The organism is Micromonospora sp. RTGN7, from assembly GCF_033804645.1.
GTDB lineage: Bacteria > Actinomycetota > Actinomycetes > Mycobacteriales > Micromonosporaceae > Micromonospora.
In genome coordinates this window covers 1-19,443 of sequence record NZ_JAPZLF010000003.1, presented here as the reverse complement: position 1 = coordinate 19,443, position 19,443 = coordinate 1, and the positions used below count along the sequence as shown (strand labels likewise).

Sequence of the window (19,443 nt, the reverse complement as noted above, 5' to 3'; positions counted from 1 at the left end):
CTCGGGAGCCTGTCGCCATGAACCCACCGTCGTCGACGCACACCGCTCGCGCGAACGTGCCGGCCCCCGGCACCGCGACGCGGGGCGACGCCGCGCCGGGCCCACGGATCGGCCTCTCCGACCCCGACCTCGGGCCACTGGAGGAGTCCTTCCTGCTCCGCGCGTTCCGCTCCGGGTGGCCCGGACCGGCGGGGCCGGAGACGGAGGCGCTGGAGGCGGAGATCGCCGCGCGGGTGGGCGTCCGGCACGCCGTCGCAGTCAGCTCGGGCACCGCCGCGCTGCACCTTGCCCTGCTGGGGCTCGGCGCCGGCCCCGATCGGATCGTCGTGGTCCCCACCCTGACCTTCGCCGCCACCGCCAACGCCGTGGTGTACTCCGGCGCGCGGCCGGTCTTCGTCGACTGCGACCCAGTCACGGGCAACCTCGATCCCGCGCTCCTGGCCGACCTCCTCGGCCGGCTCGCCCGCACGGGCGTACGCCCGGCGGCGGTGCTGGCGGTCGACATCAACGGCACCTGCGCGGACTACGCCCGGCTCCTGCCGGTGTGCGAGGCGGCCGGCGTGCCGCTGATCGAGGACGCCGCCCAGGCCCTCGGAGCCGGCTCCGGCGACGCTGCGGCAGGCTCCTTCGGCCGGTGCGCCATCTTCTCGTTCAGCTGGAACAAGATCATGACCACCTCGGCGGGCGGCATGGTGGTCTCCGACGACGCCGCCCTCGCCGCACGCTGCCGGCACCTGTCGACCCAGGCCCGCGAGCCGGTGGTGCACTACGAACACCGCGACATCGGCTACAACTACCGCCTCAGCAATCTGCTCGCCGCCCTCGGCCGGGGCCAGCTCGTCCGCCTGCAGACCATGATCGACCGGCGTCGCGCGCTGCGAAACCGGTACGAGACCCTCTTCGCGGGCGTGCCCGGCACCCGGATCCTCGGTGCCGGCGACCCCGGGGCGAACTGCTGGCTGACCTCGTTGGTGGTCGAGCCGGACGTGACCGGCTGGGACGCCGCGCAGCTCGGACGCCACCTGGCGGGGCGGCGCATCGACACCCGTCCGATGTGGAAGCCGATGCACCGCCAGCCCGTCTTCGCCACCTGCGAGGCGGTGGTGAGCGGCGCGGCCGACCGGCTCTTCGCCACCAGCGTCTCGCTGCCGAGCGGCTCGGTGCTGACCGACAGCGACATCGACCGGGTCGCCGCCGCCATCGCGCGGTTCCTGGACGGCCGATGAGCGTACGGCTGACGACCGCGACCGCCCGGAGCTGCGCGACGCTCGACCTCGCCTGGCCGGACGTCTACTTCGGCCCCGGCTACGGCACCGCGTCCGCCCTCGCCGAAGAGGCCGAGTGGCGCCTGGTGCACTGGCACGACCGCATTCTCGTGCCGTACCTGGTCCGGCGCGTCGACGCCGACACCAACGACGGCATCAGCCCGTACGGCTACTGCGGGGTGTACGTGCGCCCCGACACGACGCCCGGTGAACTGGCCGAGTTCTGGGCGCAGGCGGTGTCGGCCTGGCGCACGGCCGGGATGGTCAGCATGTTCCTGCGGTTCTCCCCACTCGATCCGCACTCGGCCAGCCGCGTCCGGGCCGCCGGCGTGGCCGGCCTGGACCCGCGTGGCGACACGGTGACCGTGCCGGTCGGCGACGGGGCTGCCGGCGTCTGGAACGCGATGGCCGGGCGGTCCCGGACGGCCGTGCGCAAGGCGGAGCGGGTCGGCCTCACCGCCGACCTCCGGCCCGCCAGCGTGGACGACGTGGCGGCGGGCACGCCCTTCCGGCTGCTCTACGAACAGACCATGCGCCGGGTCGGCGGCGCCCCGGGCTACCTCTTCACCGATCCGTACTACCGGGCCCTGGCTGCGGGTCTGGGCAAGGACCTGCTCCTCGCGGAGGTGACCGGGTCCGACGGCGCGACGGTGGCCGCGGCCCTGGTGCTGCGCCACGGCGACCGGGCGCACTACCACCTCTCCGGGTCCGACCCGGCGGCCGCCCGGGACGGGGCGAACAACCTACTGCTCTGGGCCATCCTGCGGTGGGCCGCGGAGACCGGCTGCGCGCTGGTGCACCTCGGCGGCGGGCTGACCCCCGACGACTCGCTCTTCGCCTTCAAACGGTCGTTCGGCGGTCGCCGGTCGACCCTCCACACCGCCTCGGTGGTCCTCGACGCCCGGCGCTACCGGGCCCTCGTCGCGGCGCGGGCCCGCGAACTGGGCCGGCCGGTCGACGAACTCGCCGCCGGCGGCTTCTTTCCCGCCTACCGTCACGGAAGGTCGAGATGAACGCACGGCTCGTCAAGCGGACGATGGACGTGACCATTGCCTGCGCCCTGTTGGTGCTGCTCTCCCCGGTGCTCGCGGTCGCGGCCGTCGGCACCCTGCTCACCGGGGGCCGGCCGATCCTGTTCCGTCAGCTCCGCCCGGGGCTGCACGGCGTCCCGTTCACGCTGCGCAAGTTCCGCTCGATGCGGCCGATCCGGCCCGGCGAGGGGTTCTGGGACACCGACGAGGTCCGGCTCACCGCGTTCGGGCGGCTGCTGCGGCGGACCAGCCTGGACGAGCTTCCCCAGTTGTTCCAGGTCGTCTCGGGCGAGATGAGCCTCGTCGGGCCGCGCCCGCTGCTGATGGAGTACCTGCCCCACTACAGCCCGTGGCACGCGCGACGTCACGAGGTGCGGCCCGGCATCACGGGGCTGGCGCAGGTCAACGGGCGGTCCGCGCTGACCCTGGGGCAGACCCTCGACCTCGACGTCGAGTACGTCACCCGCTGGTCGCCCCTGCTCGACCTGAAGATCCTCGTCCGGACGCTGGCCACGCCGTTCCGCCCGGGCTACATCCCCGGCAGGACCGTCGCGGACCGCGACGACGTGCAACTCATGCGTCCCCCGTTGGAACGCGTCGAGTGACCGCGCCGCGCGGGGCCGCGGGTACGCCACCTGCGGCCCCGCGCGGCCGAACCCGGCCGGATCGGGCCCGGGATCACCGGCCCGGCAGGGCCGTCCCCGACAACTCGGTGCGCGTGCGTGCCACGGTCGCACCCAGCGTGCGCAGCTGCGCGGCCATCTCGGCGGAGGCGTCGTACGGCGGCAGCGCGGCGACCGGCGGCCACCCGCAGGCGTGGGCGTCGGCCAACTCGACGAGGATCCGCGCCAACGCGTGCGCGTCCCCGGCGGGGAACACCCGGTCCACCTCGGGGTCGACGAGGTCGGCCGCGCAGCCGATCACGTCGGTCAGCACCACCCGCAGGCCGTTCGCCTTCGCCTCGTTGACCACGAGACCCCAGGGCTCCCGACGGGAGGCGAGCACGAAGACGTCCGCGGCGGCGTACGCCGGCCCCAGCTCGTCCTGGGTCAGGGCGCCGGGCGCGACGATCCTCCGGTCCTGGGCGGCCTCGGCCGCCACCAGCGGGGCCATCGGTCCCTGCCCGACCACGACGAGGCGCGCCGTCACGTGCGGGACCGCCCGGAACGCCGCGAGCAGGGTGTCGATGCCCTTGCGGGCGTCGAGCACGCCGACGCTGAGCACCACGAGCCCGTCGCCGAGGCCGTGTCGCCGGCGGAACCGCGCCCCGGAACCGGGCTGTCCCACCGGCGGCGCCGGCAGGCCGTACGGGATCAGCACCCGGTCGGTCAGCCCCATCGCCGCCCAGTAGCGGTCGTTTCGCCGGCCGACCGTCCACACCCTGCTACGGCGGCCGAACAGCGCCCGCAGGAACAGCCGCTTGGCGAGCCGGCGGAAGGGCGGCCGCGCCTGTTCCTCCAGCCAGTTGCTGTCCGAGCGGGTGACCACCCGGATCCCCCGTGCACGGGCCAGCAGGATCGCCGCCATGTTCACCGGCCGGTGGTAGCCGAAGCAGCAGAGGACGTCGACGTCCGGTTCGCGCAGCTGTCGCAGGACGAACCTCAGCGCCGCCAGCCGCCCGGCCGGGACGACGCCGTGGGGATGGCGGGGCACCACCGGACCCCAGCCGCGCTGCGCGTCCGCCGCGTCGTGGTAGAGGGCCCGCAGGTCGACCCCGTCGCGCCACATCGCGTCCAGCGTCGGTGTCCGCTGCGGTGTGGGCCGCTCCAGCAGGAAGATGACCGAGGACACGCCTGCTCCTTTTTGTCAGAGGCCGACGGGGTACCGGCCGGCGGGTTACGAGTCGGCGGGGTGCATCGTCCGTCGCGCGCCCGTCCGGACAACCACCGCGCCCGTACGTACGGCACACCGGGGACAACGAGGATGGCCCACCGGGAGAGACGGCGGCCGGCCCACCGGGAGAGAAGCCGGTCCGTTCGCCGGTCCGGGGATCAGCGGCCGGTCGCGAGAAAAGCGGCAATTGTCATCACTTTACCGGATCGGCGTCGTTGGTCACGACGGACCCGCCGTCGCGCGTGCCGTCGTGGCGCCCGCAGGCGGCCCCGACCACCGCCACGCCGGCCCACGGGCGTGTCGTGCGTTCGCCTCCCGGCCCGTCGATTCCGGGCGCCCGGCCGGATCCACAGCTCGTCCACGACGGAAGAGACCAGATGCGCGCACCAGACCGGACGACCGACTTCCGACTGCCCATGGCCGTCGCGGTCGTCGTCGTCCTGGCCATCGTCGGCTCCATGGTGTTCACCGGGGGCGACGCAAGCCTCCAGCTCGCCGCGATGATCTACCTGGGCCTCCTGCTGATCTCGGCGTACCGCCCGATGGTGGCGGTGGTCGCCGTCCTGGTGGCCCTGCTGCTGGCGGTGACGTCCTTCGCGAAGTCGATGGGCGCGGTCGACCCCCGGTTCCTGTTGCTGCCCTTCGTGGCCGTGCTGGCCCTGCATCCGGGTCGCCGGCCGGCGACCGCGCCGGCCGATCGCAGCACTTCGGCGCGGGCCCTGCGGTACACCCTGCCGGCCGTCGCGGTGTTCGCCCTGGCGAGCACGCTCTGGAGCGCCGACCCCCGCCGCACCCTGTCCACCTCCGCCGCGTTGTTGGTCATGGCGGTCTTCTGCCACAGCGCGGCGCGCGTCGTCGGGGTGCCTCCACTGCTGCGCGCGGTGGCGGTGCTGACCTGGATCGTCGTCGCCGCGAGCGTGCTCTACTTCCTCCTCGCGCCGTCGTCGGCCACGAAGGGCAATCGCCTGTACGGGATCTTCGACCACCCGAACTCGCTGGCCGCGTTCGTGGTGGTGGCGGCACCGATCGTGCTGAGCCGGCTGACCGTCATGCGGTGGCCCGCCGCTGCGGTCCTCGGCGCGCTCTGCGTGTTCAGCGCCTCCCGGGCCGGATCGGCCGCCTTCGCCCTCGAGCTGATGGTGTTCGCGATGGCCGGCCGGGCCCGCAACACCAGGATCCTCGGCACCCTGGCGGCGGCCGGGGTGGGCGCCTGGTACATCCGGGAGGCGGTGCAGTCCTGGACCGCGCCGGCCCTCCCGCTGCTGCGGACCAACAACTCGCGGGAGGCGACCTGGGCCGACGGTCTCCAGCACTTCCGCGAGCACCCGCTGCTCGGGGTCGGGGCGGGGGCGCTGCCACCGGGGACGATCGGCGGGCTGTGGCCGTACCTGCTGGCCACCACGGGCCTGGTCGGCACCGCGCTCGCCGCCGGCTTCGTCATCGTCCTGGCGACCACCGTCGTTCGGGCCAGCCCGCTGTACCGGGCGCTGGTCGTCGGCACACTGGTCGACAACATCTTCGAGCCGTGGCTCTTCACCGGCGGCCTGGTCTTCTGCGTGCTGTTCTGGCTGCTGGTACACCTGCCGCAGACACATTCCGTCCGCCCCGGTCGGGTGCCGCTGGCCGCCACCGATCCGCCGGCCGGCGAAGGCCGGACCGGCCCGCTCGCGCACGAAGCCCCGCCCGGTCCGCTCGGTTCGGCCGGTCGGCCGCCGGTCACGACCCGGGGGTGAGCAGGAAGTCGAAGTAGTCGTCGCGGTCGAAGGCCCGGGGCTCGGCCACCACGGGTTCCGCGATCCTGGCCAGCGCGTCGCCGAGACTGCGCGGGTTGTTCGGCTCGTACCCGCGCAGGGCCAGGCCGGCGATCTCCACGGACTGCGAACTCACCGGCGCGAGGACCGGCACCCCGTACGCCCTCGCCTCGGCAAGTGGATAGCCGAACGATTCCAGCACCGACGGGTAGAAGGCGGCCGTCGCCGTACGCCACAGCTGGGCCAGACGGTCGTGGGGCACGATGCCCACCGCCTCGATCCGCTCGTGCTCCCGCAGGTCGGCGGGGAGGCTGGCCGGGGCGGCGGTGACGAGTATCCGGGCCGGGTACCGGACCCGGTCAGCCATCCCGACCAGTATCCGCAGTTGCGGCACCAGGTTCTTGTACGGGCCGGGCACGACGGGGACGAGGATCGTCGGCGTCTCCGTCGGGCACCGGGGCCCCACCGGAGTGACCGGGTGCGGACGTACCACCAGTCGAGGGCCCACCGCCGGCAACCGGCGGACCACCCGCTCCGCCATCGCCGAGCAGGGCACGACGACGAGGTCGGCCCGGGCCACGAGGCGGCGGACCACCGGGATCTTGGCCTGGAACGCCCGGGGCATCCGCGCCAGCAGGTGCCGCTCGGACGGGTACAGGAAGTGCAGGGCGTTGCGCAGGAGCAGCCTGCGCTCGGTGCCGCTGATCGCGAAGGACAGGTTGTTCGGGGCCACCACCAGGCCGTACCCGTGGGCCAACCGCTCCCGCCTGAGCAGCCAGGACGAGGTGATCCGCCGGCCCTGGCCGACCACCGTCGCGGCGTCCGGGCGGGCCGCCAGGTATTGCTCCAGCTCGGCCCGCCATCGGGCGGCGCCACCGATCTCACTGCCGGCGATGTCGAGCAGCACGGTGCGCTGCGACGGCACGGGGGCATTCCTGACGGATTCTGCGGTCATCGACGTCGCGTCCTCACTGGTTCCGGTGGGCCGGCCGCGCCCGGTCAGCGCCGGATGCCGGCCCAGTCGTGGTGCACCCGCACCGTGGACAGGATGAAGCTGACGACCCGGCGGGACGTGTCGGTGACCTGGTAGTCCGACGGGCAGGGCATGCCGTCGGAGGCGACCTGGGCGGTGGCGACGGCGACCGCCTCCCGCACCGCGTCCGGGTCGAGCTCGGTGAGCAGGATGCCGCCGCTGTCCAGGGCCTCCGGGCGCTCGATGGAGCTGCGCAGCGTCACCGCCGGGAAGCCGATGATCGCGGCCTCCTCGCTGATCGTGCCGCTGTCCGAGAGGGTGCACCGGGCCTGGGACTGCAACCGCACGTAGTCGAAGAGGCCGAACGGCTCGTGGAAGGTGATGCCGTCCAGATCGGCCGGGTCGGGGGCCAACTCGGCGAGCCGGCGGCGGGTCCGGGGATGGGTGGAGACCAGCACCGGCAGGTCCCAGTGGTCCCGGACCGCCCGCAGGCAGTCCAGCAGCCGGGCCAGCCGGGACGCGTCGTCAACGTTCTCCTCCCGGTGGGCGCTGACCAGGAAGTAGCCGCCGGGGGTCAGCGCCAACTGCTCCAGGACCCGGGACTTGTCGATCTCGGCGCGGTAGTGCTCCAGCACCTCCCGCATCGGTGAGCCGGTGTGCAGGATCCGCCGGGGGTGCAGCCCCTCGGCCAGCAGGTTACGCCGGGCGTGCTCGGTGTAGACCAGGTTGAAGTCGGCCACGTGGTCGACCAACCGCCGGTTCGTCTCCTCCGGCACGTTCAGGTCGAAGCAGCGATTGCCGGCCTCCATGTGGTACACCGGCACCCGCATCCGCCGGGCCATCAGCGCCGCGATGCAGCTGTTCGTGTCGCCGAGCACCAGCAGGGCGTCCGGCCGCAGGTCGCGGATCGCCCGTTCCACTCCGGTCAGCACGCCGCCGAGCACGCTGCCCAGCGAGGAGGTGTCCACCCCGAGGTAGCGGTCCGGGCGGCGTAGCCGCAACTCGGTGAAGAAGACGTCGGAGAGGGCCGGGTCCCAGTTCTGCCCGGTGTGCACCAGCACGTGGTCGACGGTCCGGTCGAGCCGGGCGACGACCCGGGACAGCCGGATGATCTCCGGCCGGGTGCCGACCACCGTCATGATCCGCGTCATCGCCGCCGTCCCTGGCCGGCGGCCTTGGTGAGGATGTCCTCCAACTGGTCGACCCCGACCGGCAGCGACATGCGGTCCAGGTACACCTCACGGGCGCGCTCGGCCATCGCCCGCCGCTCGGCGACGGGCTGCGTCGCGGCCGCCACGAACCGGTCGGCGAGCGCCCGCCAGTCCTCCGGGGGGCAGGTGAACCCGAGCCGGGCGGAGCTGACCAGCCGGGCCGCGTCGCCACCCGCCGAGACGATCACCGGGCGGCCGCAGGCGAGCGCCGCCTGCAACTTCGACGGTACGGTGCCGCGCAGACCCGCCGCGTCCCGCAGGCAGATGAGCTGGTACTCGGCAGCGGCGTACAGCTCGGCCATCTGCTCGGGCGGGCGGCGGGTGAGGAACCGAACGTTGTCCGCGCCGAGTTCGGCGGCGAGCCGGCGGGCGCTCTCCTCCTGCATGCCGGAGCCGATCAGCACCAGGTCGACGAGGTCGCGGGTCGCCGCGGCGGCCCGGACCGCCGTCTCGATCCGCTGGAGCAGCCCCATGTTCCCGGCGAACATGATCGTGCACCGTCCGGTGTGGCCGATGGCGGCACGGGCCGCGTCGGTGGCCGGCACCGGCCGGAACAGCACGTCGTCGGTCCAGTTCCAGACGACGCGCACCTTGTCCGGGTCCGCACCCCGCTCGATGACGAGTTCGGCCATCGCGGGCGAGATCACCGCGATGGCGGTGACCGATCGGTAGATCCGGCGCATCGCCCCGGCGACCGCCCTGTCCAGCAGGCGGCCCGCGTGCCCCTGCGGCGCCATCCCGGAGTGCAGCACCGACTCCGGCCAGGGGTCCTGGATATGCAGGACGGCCGGCGTGCCGCGGAGCAGCCTGCCGACGGCGGCTGGGGCGACCGACGTCGGCGGCGGGTGGTAGACGTAGGTCACGTCGACATCGGCGAGGTAGCGCACCCCGGCGACGGCGCTCGTGGCTCCGAAGGAGAAGTAGCTGGCGGCCCGCCGCACCGGGGACCGGTCGTGGCTCGGGTAGGAGGGCACCCGACGTACGGTCAGGTTGCCGGTGCGGGTGCGGTCGTTCCAGCGCTGCCGGTACCCGGGGTAGACCCGACCCAACGGATAGCTCGGGTAGGTGGTGAGCACCTTGACCTCGTGCCCGCGGGCGACGAGTTCCGTCGCCAGGTTCTCCGTGATGAAGATGCTCTCCGGGGGGTACCACTGGGTGACCAGGCCGATCCTCATCCGGCCATCACCACGCCGGGCACCAGGGCCGGCAGGTCCACCGGCTCGGGGTAGGTGTCGGGCCGGCCCGGGTCGAACAGCTCGTTGGTCCAGAACAGGGTGATCAGCTCACCGGGCCCGGTGTTGGTGATCCGGTGCGCCCACATCGTCGGCATGTCCACCGCGACCGGCTCGTCGCCGGCGACCGCGAAGCGGACGACGTCGGCGTCGCCGACCCGGCGCAGGGCGATCTCCGCCGACCCGCGCAGCACGACGAAGCGCTCGATCTTGGCGAGGTGGAAGTGCTCTCCCCGGGTCACGCCGGGGTGGCTGCCGGAGCAGAAGGTCTGCCCGCCGCCGTCGTGCACCCTGACCGTCTCCACCAGTTCGCCCCGGGCGTCCGCCCGGCGGGGCAGCGGCATGGGCGCGTGGTCCGGGAAGACATGCGAGCGGTACGTGTTGAAAAGCCGCACGTCGTGCCGGTCCGACAGCGACGGGATCTCCGACCGGCGGTAGGCGTCGGCGAAGCCGCTCAGCCGCTGGGCGAGTTCGCCCACCCCGGTCCGCAGCGACGGCATGGCCGGGTCCCAGGAGCCACCGGCGGGCACGCCGACGAGCCGGGCGGCGGCGTCGGTGGCGTGCACCAGCACCATCTCCCGGTCGTTCTGCACCTCCGGGGCGCCGCCGGAGGCGAGCAGCCGGCAGAAGGTGGCGACCACCGAGTTGTAGAAGGGCCGGCCGTGCTCGCCGTACAGGTTGGGCAGCAGCAGGTCGTCGAGGGCGACGCCGGTGCCGGCCAGGAGGTTTGCCGCGGTGGCCTTGGCATCGCCGTACGGGGTGCCGTTGCCGGCCTGCACCGAGTTGGCGAAGACCACCGCCGCCGGCGGGGTCGGGCAGCACCGCAGCCCCCGGGCGAGTTGCGCGGCAAGCTGGACGTTCCCGGCAGCCACCTGGGCGGGGTCGCCCCGGTTCACGCCGGCCAGGTGCAGCACCCGGTCCGCCCCGTCGATCTTCGCGGCGACGGCGTCCGGGTCGGTCAGGTCGGCCCGGGTCACGATGATCGGCTCCGGCCGGCCCAGCGCGCGCAGCAACGTCCGGACGTGCCAGCCGAGGAAGCCACCGGCACCGGTGATCGCCAGCCTCAGCACGCCAGCACCGGGTCCCGCAGGGCCAGCTCCGCCCGGATCTCGGGCAGGGTGCGCAGCAGATCCATGATCTCCGGTACGCCGAGCTGAGACGTGTTGGCCGAGTTGAAGTCCTCCCGGGGCATCTCGCCGAGCTCGCCCTCGGAGACGTACAGCGCGTAGTTGAGGTCCCGCGCGTCCAGCGGCACCCGGAAGAACTCCCCGAAGTCGTCGGCCTGGGCCAGCTCCTCGCGGGTGGCCAGCGTCTCGTGCCACTTCTCGCTGTGCCGTACGCCGATGACCTCGAGCTTGCACGGCACCTCGAAGAGCCGGCAGACGGCCTCGGCGAGGTCCGCGATGGTTCCGGCGGCAGCCTTGCGGATGAACACATCGCCGGCCTGGGCGTTGTGGAAGGCGTGCTCCACCAGATCGACCGAGTCGGCCAGCGACATCAGGAAGCGGGTCATGCCCGGGTCGGTGACCGTCAGCGGCCGGCCGGCCTTGATCTGCTCGACGAAGAGCGGAATGACCGAGCCGCGCGAGTACATCACGTTGCCGTACCGCACGCAGGAGACCGTGGTGGCGCTGCGGGGGTTGTTACGGGCGTGCGCCTGGGCCACCTTCTCCATCAGGGCCTTGCTCATGCCCATGGCGTTGACCGGGTGGACGGCCTTGTCGGTGCTGAGCACGACCACGGAGCCGACCCCGTTGCGTGCGGATGCCTCGACCACGTTGGCACTGCCGATGATGTTGGTCCGGACCGCCTCCAGCGGGAAGAACTCGCAGGACGGCACCTGCTTGAGGGCCGCCGCGTGGAAGACGAAGTCCACCTCGCGGGTGGCCCGTTCGACGGTGTCCCGGTCGCGGACGTCGCCGACGTGGTAGCGCACCCGGCCGTCGCCCAGGGTGCGGCGCATCGCGTCCTGCTTGGCCTCGTCGCGGCTGAGGATGCGTACCTCGCCGACGCCGTGGCCGAGCAGCCGACGTGTCATGGTCTGGCCGAAGGAGCCGGTGCCACCGGTGATCAACACCCGGCGGCCCGCAGTCGTCACGCTCATGTCTCTCCCGTTCGTCGCCCGGCGGGCAGACCTCGTGGGGCAGTGGCGGAGCGCACGCGATCCGGAGTGGTCCGCCTGAACAGCACTCGGATCAACGACAAAATCCGAGCCTTAGTTACGCATAGGGAACTAGCAACTCAAAAAGCGTCAAACGGACAACCATCGATCCGAGGGCGCGTGCCCCGCGACCTGTCGTGCCGCGCCTCGTTCGTCCATGGAGAGGATCCAGACCCCCGAACGCGGGGACGCGAGGCGAAGGGTGGAGCCAGCCATGGGCACGCGCAGTGGGGCACGGCGTGGTGGGGCACGGCGTGGTGCGAGATCGGACCTCGGGGGCCTGGCGTGAACTCCCGGCAGGTGGTGCTGCGCACGGTGACCCGGCTGACCCCGGCCACCCGGTGGTACCCGCTACGCCGGGCGCTGCTCGCCGCGCAGGGGTTCGACGTCCACCCGACCGCCCAGGTCACCGCCAGCGCCTGCTTCCTGATCCGCGACGTCTCGATCGGCGCGGAGTCCTTCGTCGGGCACCACTTCCAGGTGTACGGCGGCTCGGCCAGCCGGCTCACCATCGGCGAGCGCTGCGCCGTCGGACCGGACGTCCGGGTCTTCGCCGGCACCCACGAGATGGCCGACAGCCGGTGCCGGGCGGGGGCCGCCCGGTCGACGGAGGTGACCGTCGAGGACGGGTGCTGGATCGGCGGCGGCGCCGTCCTGGTCGGGCCGTGCCGGATAGGCGCGGGCTCCGTCGTCGCCGCCGGGGCCATCGTGCGCGCGGACGTGCCACCGAACTCGTTGTACTTCGGCCCGCGGGCCACCGACCTCCGCCCGCTGCGCCCCTGAGACACAGGAGCACGACCGCCTCGGTCGGCACCCGGCCGCCGCTCGGCCGCCGGGCAGCACGTCCGGAAACGCCGGCCCGCGTTCGACTCGTGCCGGATCCGGTACGCCGGGCTGGAACCGGCCCGGCGTGTGATGAGCTGGTACCCGTGGACTCGTACCGGGTGGGACTGACGCTGCACCCGACCCGCGACGTGTCGGGGGTGGTCCGGACCATCGTCGACTGGGCCGGCCGGCACGGTGTCGGCCTCGTCGTCCGCGCCGAGGACAAGGCCCGGGTCCCGCCGCAGGTGGCGGCCCTGCCGTCCACCGCCCTCGCCACCGGATGCGACGCGCTGATCAGTATCGGCGGGGACGGCACCATGCTCGGCACGCTGCGGCTGGCCGTGGAACACCCCGTCCCGGTGCTCGGCGTGCACCTTGGCCAGTTCGGTTTCCTGGTGGAGGTGCAGCCGGAGGGGCTGCCGGCCGCGCTGGACCGGCTGCTCGAAGGTCAGTTCACCGTCGAACCACAGAGTTGCCTGGCCTGCACCGTCTGCGGGGACGACGTGGTGGCCTTCAACGACATCGTGCTCGGCCGCCACCCGGGCGAGGGATTCGTGGTCGCGACCCTCGCCATCGACGGGCAGCAGTACGGCTACTACCGCTGCGACTCGTTGATCGTGAGCACCCCCACCGGTTCGACCGCGTACAGCTACGCGGCCGGCGGTCCGCTGGTGTCACCGGCCGCCCAGGCCGTGGTGGTCACCCCGTCGGCGCCGATGTCCGGTATCTCCCGCCCGGTGGTGCTCTCCTCCGACGAGGTGCTCCGGCTGGAGCTGCACACCGACTCGGCGCGGGCCGCCGTCGAGGTGGACGGTCGGGTGATCAAGCACATCGAGGACGACGGCGCGATCGAGGTCCGGTACCGGCGCAACGCCGGCCTGGTGGTCCGGATGGATCCGCGCCGGCACCGGGAGCGCAGCCAGCTCCGGCTGAGCCTGTTGGACCTGCCACTGCTGCCCGAACAGCTCCGCGAGCTGCTGCCCGCCCCACTGCGCGACGAGTTCGACCGCCGCCAACCCCCACCCACCCCCTAACCCCCACCCCGGTCGCGCCCGGCACGGGGGTGGAGGTTAGGGGTGGGTGAGGACTGCGGAGATCAGGTCCTTTGCCTCCTGTTGGATTTGGGTCAGGTGGTCGGGGCCTTGGAAGGACTCGGCGTAGATCTTGTAGACGTCCTCCGTGCCGGAGGGACGGGCGGCGAACCAGCCCGATCGGGTGGTCACCTTGAGCCCGCCGATCGCCGCGCCGTTGCCCGGGGCGGTGGTCAGCGTCGTCGTGATCGGCTCACCGGCCAGCTCGGTGGCGGTCACCTGCTCCGGGGAGAGCTTGGCCAGCACGGCCTTCTCCTCGCGGCTGGCCGGGGCGTCGATCCGGGCGTACGAGGGCGCCCCGAAGCGCTCGGCCAGCTCGGCCCAGTGCTGGCTGGGGGTCTTCCCGGTGCTGGCGATGATCTCCGAGGCGAGCAGACAGAGCAGGATGCCGTCCTTGTCGGTGGTCCAGGTGCTCCCGTCGCGGCGCAGGAACGACGCCCCGGCGCTCTCCTCCCCGCCGAAGCCGACGGACCCGTCGAGCAGGCCCGGCACGAACCACTTGAAGCCCACCGGCACCTCCAGCAGCGGCCGGCCCAGGTCGGCGGCGATGCGGTCGATCATCGAGGAGGAGACCAGCGTCTTGCCGACCGCGGCGTTCGGGCCCCAGTTGGACCGGGTACGGAACAGGTGGCCAATCGCCACGGCCAGGTAGTGGTTGGGGTTCATCAGGCCGCCGTCGGGGGTGACGATGCCGTGCCGGTCGGCGTCGGCATCGTTGCCGGTCGAGACCTGGTAGTCGGCGCGGGCGGCGATCAGCGACGCCATCGCGTTGGGTGAGGAGCAGTCCATCCGGATCTTGCCGTCGCCGTCGAGGGTCATGAAGCGCCAGGTCGGGTCGACCGTCGGGTTGATCACCGTGAGGTCGAGGCGGTGCCGCTGCGCGATCTCCCCCCAGTACGCGACGCTGGCCCCGCCGAGCGGGTCGGCGCCGATGCGTACCCCGGCGTCGCGGACCGCGTCGAGGTCGAGGACGGTGGGCAGGTCGTCGACGTAGCGGGCGAGGAAGTCGTACTCCCCGGTGGTGTCGGCGGCACGGGCCCGCGCGTACGGGATGCGCTTGACCTCCTTGAGCCCGGTCGCGAGGATCGCGTTCGCCCGGTCCTGGATCCACTTCGTGGCGTCGGTGTCGGCCGGCCCGCCGTGCGTCGGGTTGTACTTGAAGCCGCCGTCGTCGGGCGGGTTGTGCGACGGGGTGATGACGATTCCGTCGGCCAGGCCGGAGGTGCGGCCCCGGTTGTGGGCGAGGATCGCGTGCGACACCGCCGGGGTGGGGGTGTAGCCGTCACGGCTGTCCAGCAGCACGGTGACGCCGTTGGCGGCGAGCACCTCCAGCGCGTCGACGGCCGCCGGGGCGGAGAGCGCGTGGGTGTCCCGGCCGAGGAAGAGCGGCCCGTCGGGGCCACGCTCCCGGCGGTAGTCGCAGAGCGCCTGGGTGACGGCGAGAATGTGGTCGGAGTTGAACGCGTTACGCAGGCTCGACCCCCGGTGCCCGGACGTGCCGAAGGAGACCTGCTGCGCCGGATCGTCCGGGTCGGGGTGCTCGGCGTAGTAGGCGGTGACCAGCCGGGGCACGTCGACCAGGTCGGCGGGCTCGGCGGGCTGGCCGGCACGGGGATGGGCCACTGCGGAAACCTCCAGGGACGGTACGGACAACAGACTCATTCCCGGTGGCGGCCGGGGTCACACGTGGTTCAGGGCTCGACCCGCTGGCCCTTGCCGATCACCACGATGCCGTTGTCGGAGACGGTGTAGCGCTGGCGGTCCTTCTCCAGGTCGACGCCGATCTCGGCCCCCTCGGGGACGATCACGTTCTTGTCGAGGATGGCTCGACGGACCACGGCGTGCCGGCCGATGTCCACCCCCTCCATCAGCACCGCGCCGTCGACGTGCGCCCAGGAGTGGACCTTGACCTTCGGCGAGACGATCGAGTTCTCCACCAGGCCACCGGAGATCACCGCGCCGGGCGACACCATCGAGCCGACGGCCCGGCCGACCCGCTCGCCCCACTGGTGGACGAACTTCGCCGGCGGGTACGGCGGCTGATCGGTGTAGATGGGCCACTCGAAGTTGTAGAGGTTGAACACCGGGTGCACGTTGATCAGGTCCATGTGCGCGTCGTAGAACGAGTCGAGCGTCCCCACGTCCCGCCAGTAGCCGCGGTCGCGGTCGGTGCTGCCCGGCACCTCGTTGTCGCGGAAGTCGTAGACGTTGGCCTCGCCGCGCTCGACCAGCATCGGGATGATGCTGCCGCCCATGTCGTGCTTGCTGGTCTTGTCCTCCGCGTCACGCTCGACGGCCTCGCAGAGCGCCTCGGTGGTGAAGACGTAGTTGCCCATCGAGGCGTAGACCTGGTCGGGGGCGTCGGGCAGGCCGACGGCGTCGGTGGGCTTCTCGCGGAACGCCCGGATGCGCCGGCCGTCGGAGCCGACCTCGATCACGCCGAATTGGTCGGCCATCGACAGCGGCTGGCGGATGCCCGCGACGGTCACCCCCGCACCGGAGGCGATGTGGTCCTCCACCATCTGCCGGGGGTCCATCCGGTAGATGTGGTCGGCGCCGAAGACGATGACATGGTCCGGCTGCTCGTCGTGGATGAGGTTGAAGCTCTGGTAGATGGCGTCGGCGGAGCCGGCGAACCACCACGGGCCCCGGCGCTGCTGCGCCGGTACCGGCGTGACGTAGTTACCGAGCAGGGTCGACATCCGCCACGTCTTGGTGATGTGCCGGTCCAGTGAGTGGGACTTGTACTGGGTCAGCACAACGATCTTGAGAAAACCGGCGTTGGCGAGGTTGGACAGGACGAAGTCGACCATGCGGTACATCCCGCCGAACGGGACGGCCGGCTTCGCCCGATCCGTGGTGAGCGGCATCAGGCGCTTGCCCTCTCCACCGGCCAGGACGATCGCGAGCACCTTGTCAGCCATGACCAGACGCTAACCATCCCCCCGCCACTTCACCACTCGGACGGGAACACTTCTGCACTAGGGTGCGGGCATGACCGACTCCTCCCCGGCCACCGATTCCTCCCCGGTCAGCGATCCTTCCCCGGCCACCGGGGCGCTCCGTGTCGATCTGCTCACCCGCGAATACCCGCCGGAGGTGTACGGCGGGGCCGGCGTGCACGTCGAGTACCTCGCCCGTGAGCTACGCAGGCTCGCCGACGTGCGGGTGCACTGCTTCGGCGCGCCGCGCACCGGGCCGGGCGTCACCGCGTACGCCGAACCGGCCGGCCTGGCCGGCGCGAACGCCGCGCTGCGCACCATGGGCGTGGAGCTGGAGATGGCCGCGGGCTGCGCCGGCACCGACGTGGTGCACAGCCACACCTGGTACGCCAACCTGGCCGGGCACACCGCGAAGCTGCTGCACGGTGTCCCGCACGTGGTCACCGCGCACAGCCTGGAGCCGCTGCGGCCCTGGAAGGCCGAGCAACTCGGCGGCGGCTACGCGCTCTCCTCCTGGAGCGAGCGCACGGCGTACGAGTCGGCCGACGCGATCATCGCGGTGAGCGCGGGGATGCGCGCGGATGTCCTGGCGGCGTACCCGGCGGTGGACCCGGACCGGGTGCGGGTGGTCCACAACGGCATCGACACCGTCCAGTACGCCCCGGACAGCGGCACCGACGTGGTGGACCGGCTCGGCATCGACCCGGCCCGCCCCAGCGTCGTCTATGTGGGGCGGATCACCCGGCAGAAGGGGCTGCCCTATCTGCTGCGGGCCGCCCGGGATCTGCCGGCCGACACCCAGCTCGTGCTGCTCGCCGGCGCCCCCGACACCCCGGAGATCGCCGCCGAGGTGGAGGGCCTGGTGGCCGAGCTGCGCGCCAACCGCTCCGGGGTGATCTGGGTGGCCGAGATGCTGCCCAAGCACGAGGTGATCCAGGTCCTCACCCACGCCACCGTCTTCGCCTGCCCCTCGGTCTACGAGCCGATGGGCATCGTCAACCTGGAGGCGATGGCCTGCGAGACGGCCGTGGTGGCCACCGCCACCGGCGGCATCCCCGAGGTGGTCGCCGACGGCGAGACCGGGCTGCTGGTCCCCATCGAGCAGGCCACCGACGGCAGCGGCCGGCCACTGGACCCGGAGCGGTTCGTGGCCGACCTGGCGGCGACGATCAACGCCCTCCTCGCCGACCCGGAGAAGACCGCCGAGCGGGGCAGGGCCGGGCGGCGCCGCGCCGTCGCGCACTTCTCCTGGGACACCATCGCCGCCCGCACCATCGACATCTACCGCTCGCTACTGGTGTGACGCTCCCGCTGCTGCCGTGACGCCGCCGTCGGGTGACGGGCTGCGCCGAGGGGGCAAGGCCGCCGTCGGGTGACGTGCCGGGTGGCGGCGAGCCGCGCCAGGCCGGCCGGGGCGGCGGCGTGGCAGCCGATGATGATGTTCACCATCGAAGATCATCGGGCGGTGGCGTCCCCGGTGCCCGCCCCGCCCCGCCACGACCAACGCCGCCCGGGTGCTGTCCGCCGGGTTCGTCCGCCCGGCCTCGACGACGAGCCGAAGCCCGGTGACAGCGGAACACTAGGCTGTGCGGCATGCAGGAGCAGTCGGAGCAACCCTTCGCCCCGGGCCTGGCGGCCCGGGTCGAGCTGACCGTGACCGATGCCGACACCGCGCAGGCCGTCGGCTCCGGCGACGTACCGGTGCTGGGCACCCCGCGGGTGCTGGCCCTGGTCGAGGCGGCCACGGTCGCGGCGACCGCCGGTGACATGCCGCCCGGCCGGACCACGGTCGGGCTCCGGGTCGAGCTGGACCACCTGGCCCCCACCCCGGTCGGCCGCACGGTGGTGGCACACGCCCGACTCACCGACGTCGACGGGCGACGGTTGCGGTTCGAGGTGAGCGTCACCGACGGCGGGGAGGCCGTCGCGCGGGGGCGGGTGGACCGGGTGCTGGTCGACCGGCAGCGCTTCGTCGAGCGGGCCGGCGGCGTCCTGGCCGACGCCCCGGCCGGGCATCCCGGCGACCACGATCCCGCGGGATCGTGACGCTACGGTTCGTCGAGGTCGCCGACCGGGTGCACGTGCTGCGGGAGCCGCTGCTCGACGTCAACGTCACCCTGGTCGTCGGTGACGGCGCGGCGCTGGTGGTGGACACCCTCTCCACCGCCGGGCAGGCCGCCGAGCTGGCCGTGGCAGCCCGGGCGGTGACCCCACACCCGTGGACGGTGGTGAACACCCACCACCACTTCGACCACTGCTTCGGCAACGCCACCCTCGCCGCCGACCCCGCCCGCCCGGTGTACGCCCACGAAGTCGCCGCCGCGGCGCTGCGTGAGCGCCCCGACGAGCTGCGCCGGGCCGCGTACGAGGAGATGCGCGACGAACAGCCGGGGCTCGCCGCCGAGTTGGCCGGCACGCAACTGCTGGCCCCGACACACGTCGTGCGCGGGGAGACGGCGCTGGACATCGGGGGGCGGCGGGTGGTGCTGCGCCACCCGGGACACGGACACACCGACGCCGATCTGGTGGTGCACGTGCCGGACGCGGACGTGCTGGTCGCCGGCGACCTGGTCGAGCAGGGCGCACCGCCGGCGTTCGAGGACTCGTACCCGTTGCGGTGGCCGGACGCGGTCGCCGATCTGCTCCGGCTGACCACCCCGGGGACGGTCGTCGTGCCGGGACACGGCGAGTTGGTCGACCCGGAGTTCGTCCGGGCCCAACACGGCGAGTTGGCCGAACTGGCCCGGTTGATCCGGGCCGGTCACGCCGGCGGCGCCCCGCCGCAACGAGTGGCCGCCGAGGCGCCCTTCGGTGCCCGCTCCGCCCTGATCGCGGCCCGCCGCGGCTACGCCGAACTCGACAACCCCGCCTAACCCCGCACCCCGCACGATCTTGCACTCCCGACCCCGCACCCCGCACGACCCTGCACTCCCGACCCCGCACCCCGCACGACCCCGCACCCCGCACGACCCTGCACTCCCGACCCCGCACCCCGCGCGACCTTGCACTTGGGGCCCCGGGAACGGGGCATTCACCACTTTTGCCCGGGCCGCAACTGCAAGATCGCGCGGGTGGGCGGGTGGGCGGGTGGGCGGGTGGGCGGGTGGGCGGGTGGGCGGGTGGGCGGG

17 protein-coding genes are annotated in these 19,443 nt (G+C 73.0%); 9 read left to right on the top strand and 8 right to left on the bottom strand.

Going from position 1 to position 19,443, the window contains the following annotated elements; translation table 11 throughout:
• Positions 1 to 17 precede the first annotated feature (17 nt).
• From SNR22_RS05620 to SNR22_RS05610, 3 genes are read left to right on the top strand one after another with little or no spacing between them, the layout of a single operon-like run.
• Entirely contained in the window at positions 18 to 1,226 is a 1,209-nt protein-coding gene (locus tag SNR22_RS05620; protein WP_320065388.1) for a DegT/DnrJ/EryC1/StrS family aminotransferase, read from the top strand.
• A complete protein-coding gene (locus SNR22_RS05615; RefSeq protein ID WP_320065387.1) occupies positions 1,223 to 2,278 on the top strand; it encodes a GNAT family N-acetyltransferase in 1,056 nt (351 codons plus the stop codon). Before SNR22_RS05620 ends, SNR22_RS05615 begins: the two co-directional genes overlap by 4 nt.
• Positions 2,275 to 2,901: a sugar transferase gene (locus SNR22_RS05610; protein WP_320065386.1), complete on the top strand. Its 627-nt coding sequence runs from the start codon at positions 2,275 to 2,277 to the stop codon at positions 2,899 to 2,901. The genes SNR22_RS05615 and SNR22_RS05610 overlap by 4 nt, the downstream gene beginning before the upstream one ends.
• Positions 2,902 to 2,974: 73 nt before the next feature.
• On the opposite strand, the gene SNR22_RS05605 is transcribed toward SNR22_RS05610, so the two are convergent.
• Complete coding sequence (locus tag SNR22_RS05605) at positions 2,975 to 4,087, bottom strand: glycosyltransferase family 4 protein (protein ID WP_320065385.1); 1,113 nt, start codon at positions 4,085 to 4,087, stop codon at positions 2,975 to 2,977.
• Positions 4,088 to 4,506: 419 nt separating this feature from the next.
• Between SNR22_RS05605 and SNR22_RS05600 the strand changes: the two genes are divergently transcribed.
• Positions 4,507 to 5,862 (top strand): hypothetical protein, encoded by a 1,356-nt coding sequence (locus SNR22_RS05600; RefSeq protein ID WP_320065384.1) that lies wholly within the window; start codon positions 4,507 to 4,509, stop codon positions 5,860 to 5,862.
• On the opposite strand, the gene SNR22_RS05595 is transcribed toward SNR22_RS05600, so the two are convergent.
• The 5 genes from SNR22_RS05595 to SNR22_RS05575 are packed head-to-tail and all read right to left on the bottom strand — an operon-like array spanning position 5,846 to position 11,400.
• Positions 5,846 to 6,835 (bottom strand): glycosyltransferase, encoded by a 990-nt coding sequence (locus tag SNR22_RS05595; RefSeq protein WP_320065383.1) that lies wholly within the window; start codon positions 6,833 to 6,835, stop codon positions 5,846 to 5,848. The genes SNR22_RS05600 and SNR22_RS05595 overlap by 17 nt on opposite strands.
• Positions 6,836 to 6,879: 44 nt before the next feature.
• On the bottom strand, positions 6,880 to 8,004 hold the full coding sequence (wecB, locus tag SNR22_RS05590) for a non-hydrolyzing UDP-N-acetylglucosamine 2-epimerase (protein WP_320065382.1): 1,125 nt from the start codon (positions 8,002 to 8,004) through the stop codon (positions 6,880 to 6,882).
• Positions 8,001 to 9,239: a glycosyltransferase family 4 protein gene (locus SNR22_RS05585; protein WP_320065381.1), complete on the bottom strand. Its 1,239-nt coding sequence runs from the start codon at positions 9,237 to 9,239 to the stop codon at positions 8,001 to 8,003. The genes wecB and SNR22_RS05585 overlap by 4 nt, the downstream gene beginning before the upstream one ends.
• Positions 9,236 to 10,366, bottom strand: a complete 1,131-nt coding sequence (locus tag SNR22_RS05580; protein ID WP_320065380.1) for an NAD-dependent epimerase/dehydratase family protein — start codon at positions 10,364 to 10,366, stop codon at positions 9,236 to 9,238. Before SNR22_RS05580 ends, SNR22_RS05585 begins: the two co-directional genes overlap by 4 nt.
• Positions 10,360 to 11,400, bottom strand: a complete 1,041-nt coding sequence (locus SNR22_RS05575; RefSeq protein ID WP_320065379.1) for a polysaccharide biosynthesis protein — start codon at positions 11,398 to 11,400, stop codon at positions 10,360 to 10,362. The genes SNR22_RS05580 and SNR22_RS05575 overlap by 7 nt, the downstream gene beginning before the upstream one ends.
• Before the next feature lie 342 nt (positions 11,401 to 11,742).
• On the opposite strand from SNR22_RS05575, the gene SNR22_RS05570 reads away from it, so the two are divergent.
• Together SNR22_RS05570 and SNR22_RS05565 are read left to right on the top strand one after the other, a co-directional pair.
• Entirely contained in the window at positions 11,743 to 12,240 is a 498-nt protein-coding gene (locus SNR22_RS05570; protein ID WP_320065378.1) for an acyltransferase, read from the top strand.
• Between the two features lie 146 nt (positions 12,241 to 12,386).
• Positions 12,387 to 13,316: an NAD(+)/NADH kinase gene (locus SNR22_RS05565; protein WP_320065377.1), complete on the top strand. Its 930-nt coding sequence runs from the start codon at positions 12,387 to 12,389 to the stop codon at positions 13,314 to 13,316.
• Between the two features lie 36 nt (positions 13,317 to 13,352).
• Here the strand turns inward: SNR22_RS05565 and pgm are convergent, their stop codons facing one another.
• The gene (pgm, locus tag SNR22_RS05560; RefSeq protein WP_413775595.1) at positions 13,353 to 15,035 is read right to left on the bottom strand and encodes a phosphoglucomutase (alpha-D-glucose-1,6-bisphosphate-dependent); all 1,683 of its coding nucleotides are present in this window, start codon (positions 15,033 to 15,035) and stop codon (positions 13,353 to 13,355) included.
• 29 nt (positions 15,036 to 15,064) lie between these two features.
• Positions 15,065 to 16,297 (bottom strand): glucose-1-phosphate adenylyltransferase, encoded by a 1,233-nt coding sequence (gene glgC / locus SNR22_RS05555; RefSeq protein ID WP_320065375.1) that lies wholly within the window; start codon positions 16,295 to 16,297, stop codon positions 15,065 to 15,067.
• Positions 16,298 to 16,367: 70 nt separating this feature from the next.
• On the opposite strand from glgC, the gene glgA reads away from it, so the two are divergent.
• The 3 genes from glgA to SNR22_RS05540 all read left to right on the top strand — a co-directional run bounded on the left by glgA (position 16,368) and on the right by SNR22_RS05540 (position 19,188).
• On the top strand, positions 16,368 to 17,618 hold the full coding sequence (gene glgA / locus SNR22_RS05550; protein WP_320065374.1) for a glycogen synthase: 1,251 nt from the start codon (positions 16,368 to 16,370) through the stop codon (positions 17,616 to 17,618).
• 290 nt (positions 17,619 to 17,908) lie between these two features.
• A complete protein-coding gene (locus tag SNR22_RS05545) occupies positions 17,909 to 18,361 on the top strand; it encodes a thioesterase family protein (RefSeq protein WP_320065373.1) in 453 nt (150 codons plus the stop codon).
• Positions 18,358 to 19,188 (top strand): MBL fold metallo-hydrolase, encoded by an 831-nt coding sequence (locus tag SNR22_RS05540; protein ID WP_320065372.1) that lies wholly within the window; start codon positions 18,358 to 18,360, stop codon positions 19,186 to 19,188. Before SNR22_RS05545 ends, SNR22_RS05540 begins: the two co-directional genes overlap by 4 nt.
• Positions 19,189 to 19,443: the final 255 nt, after the last annotated feature.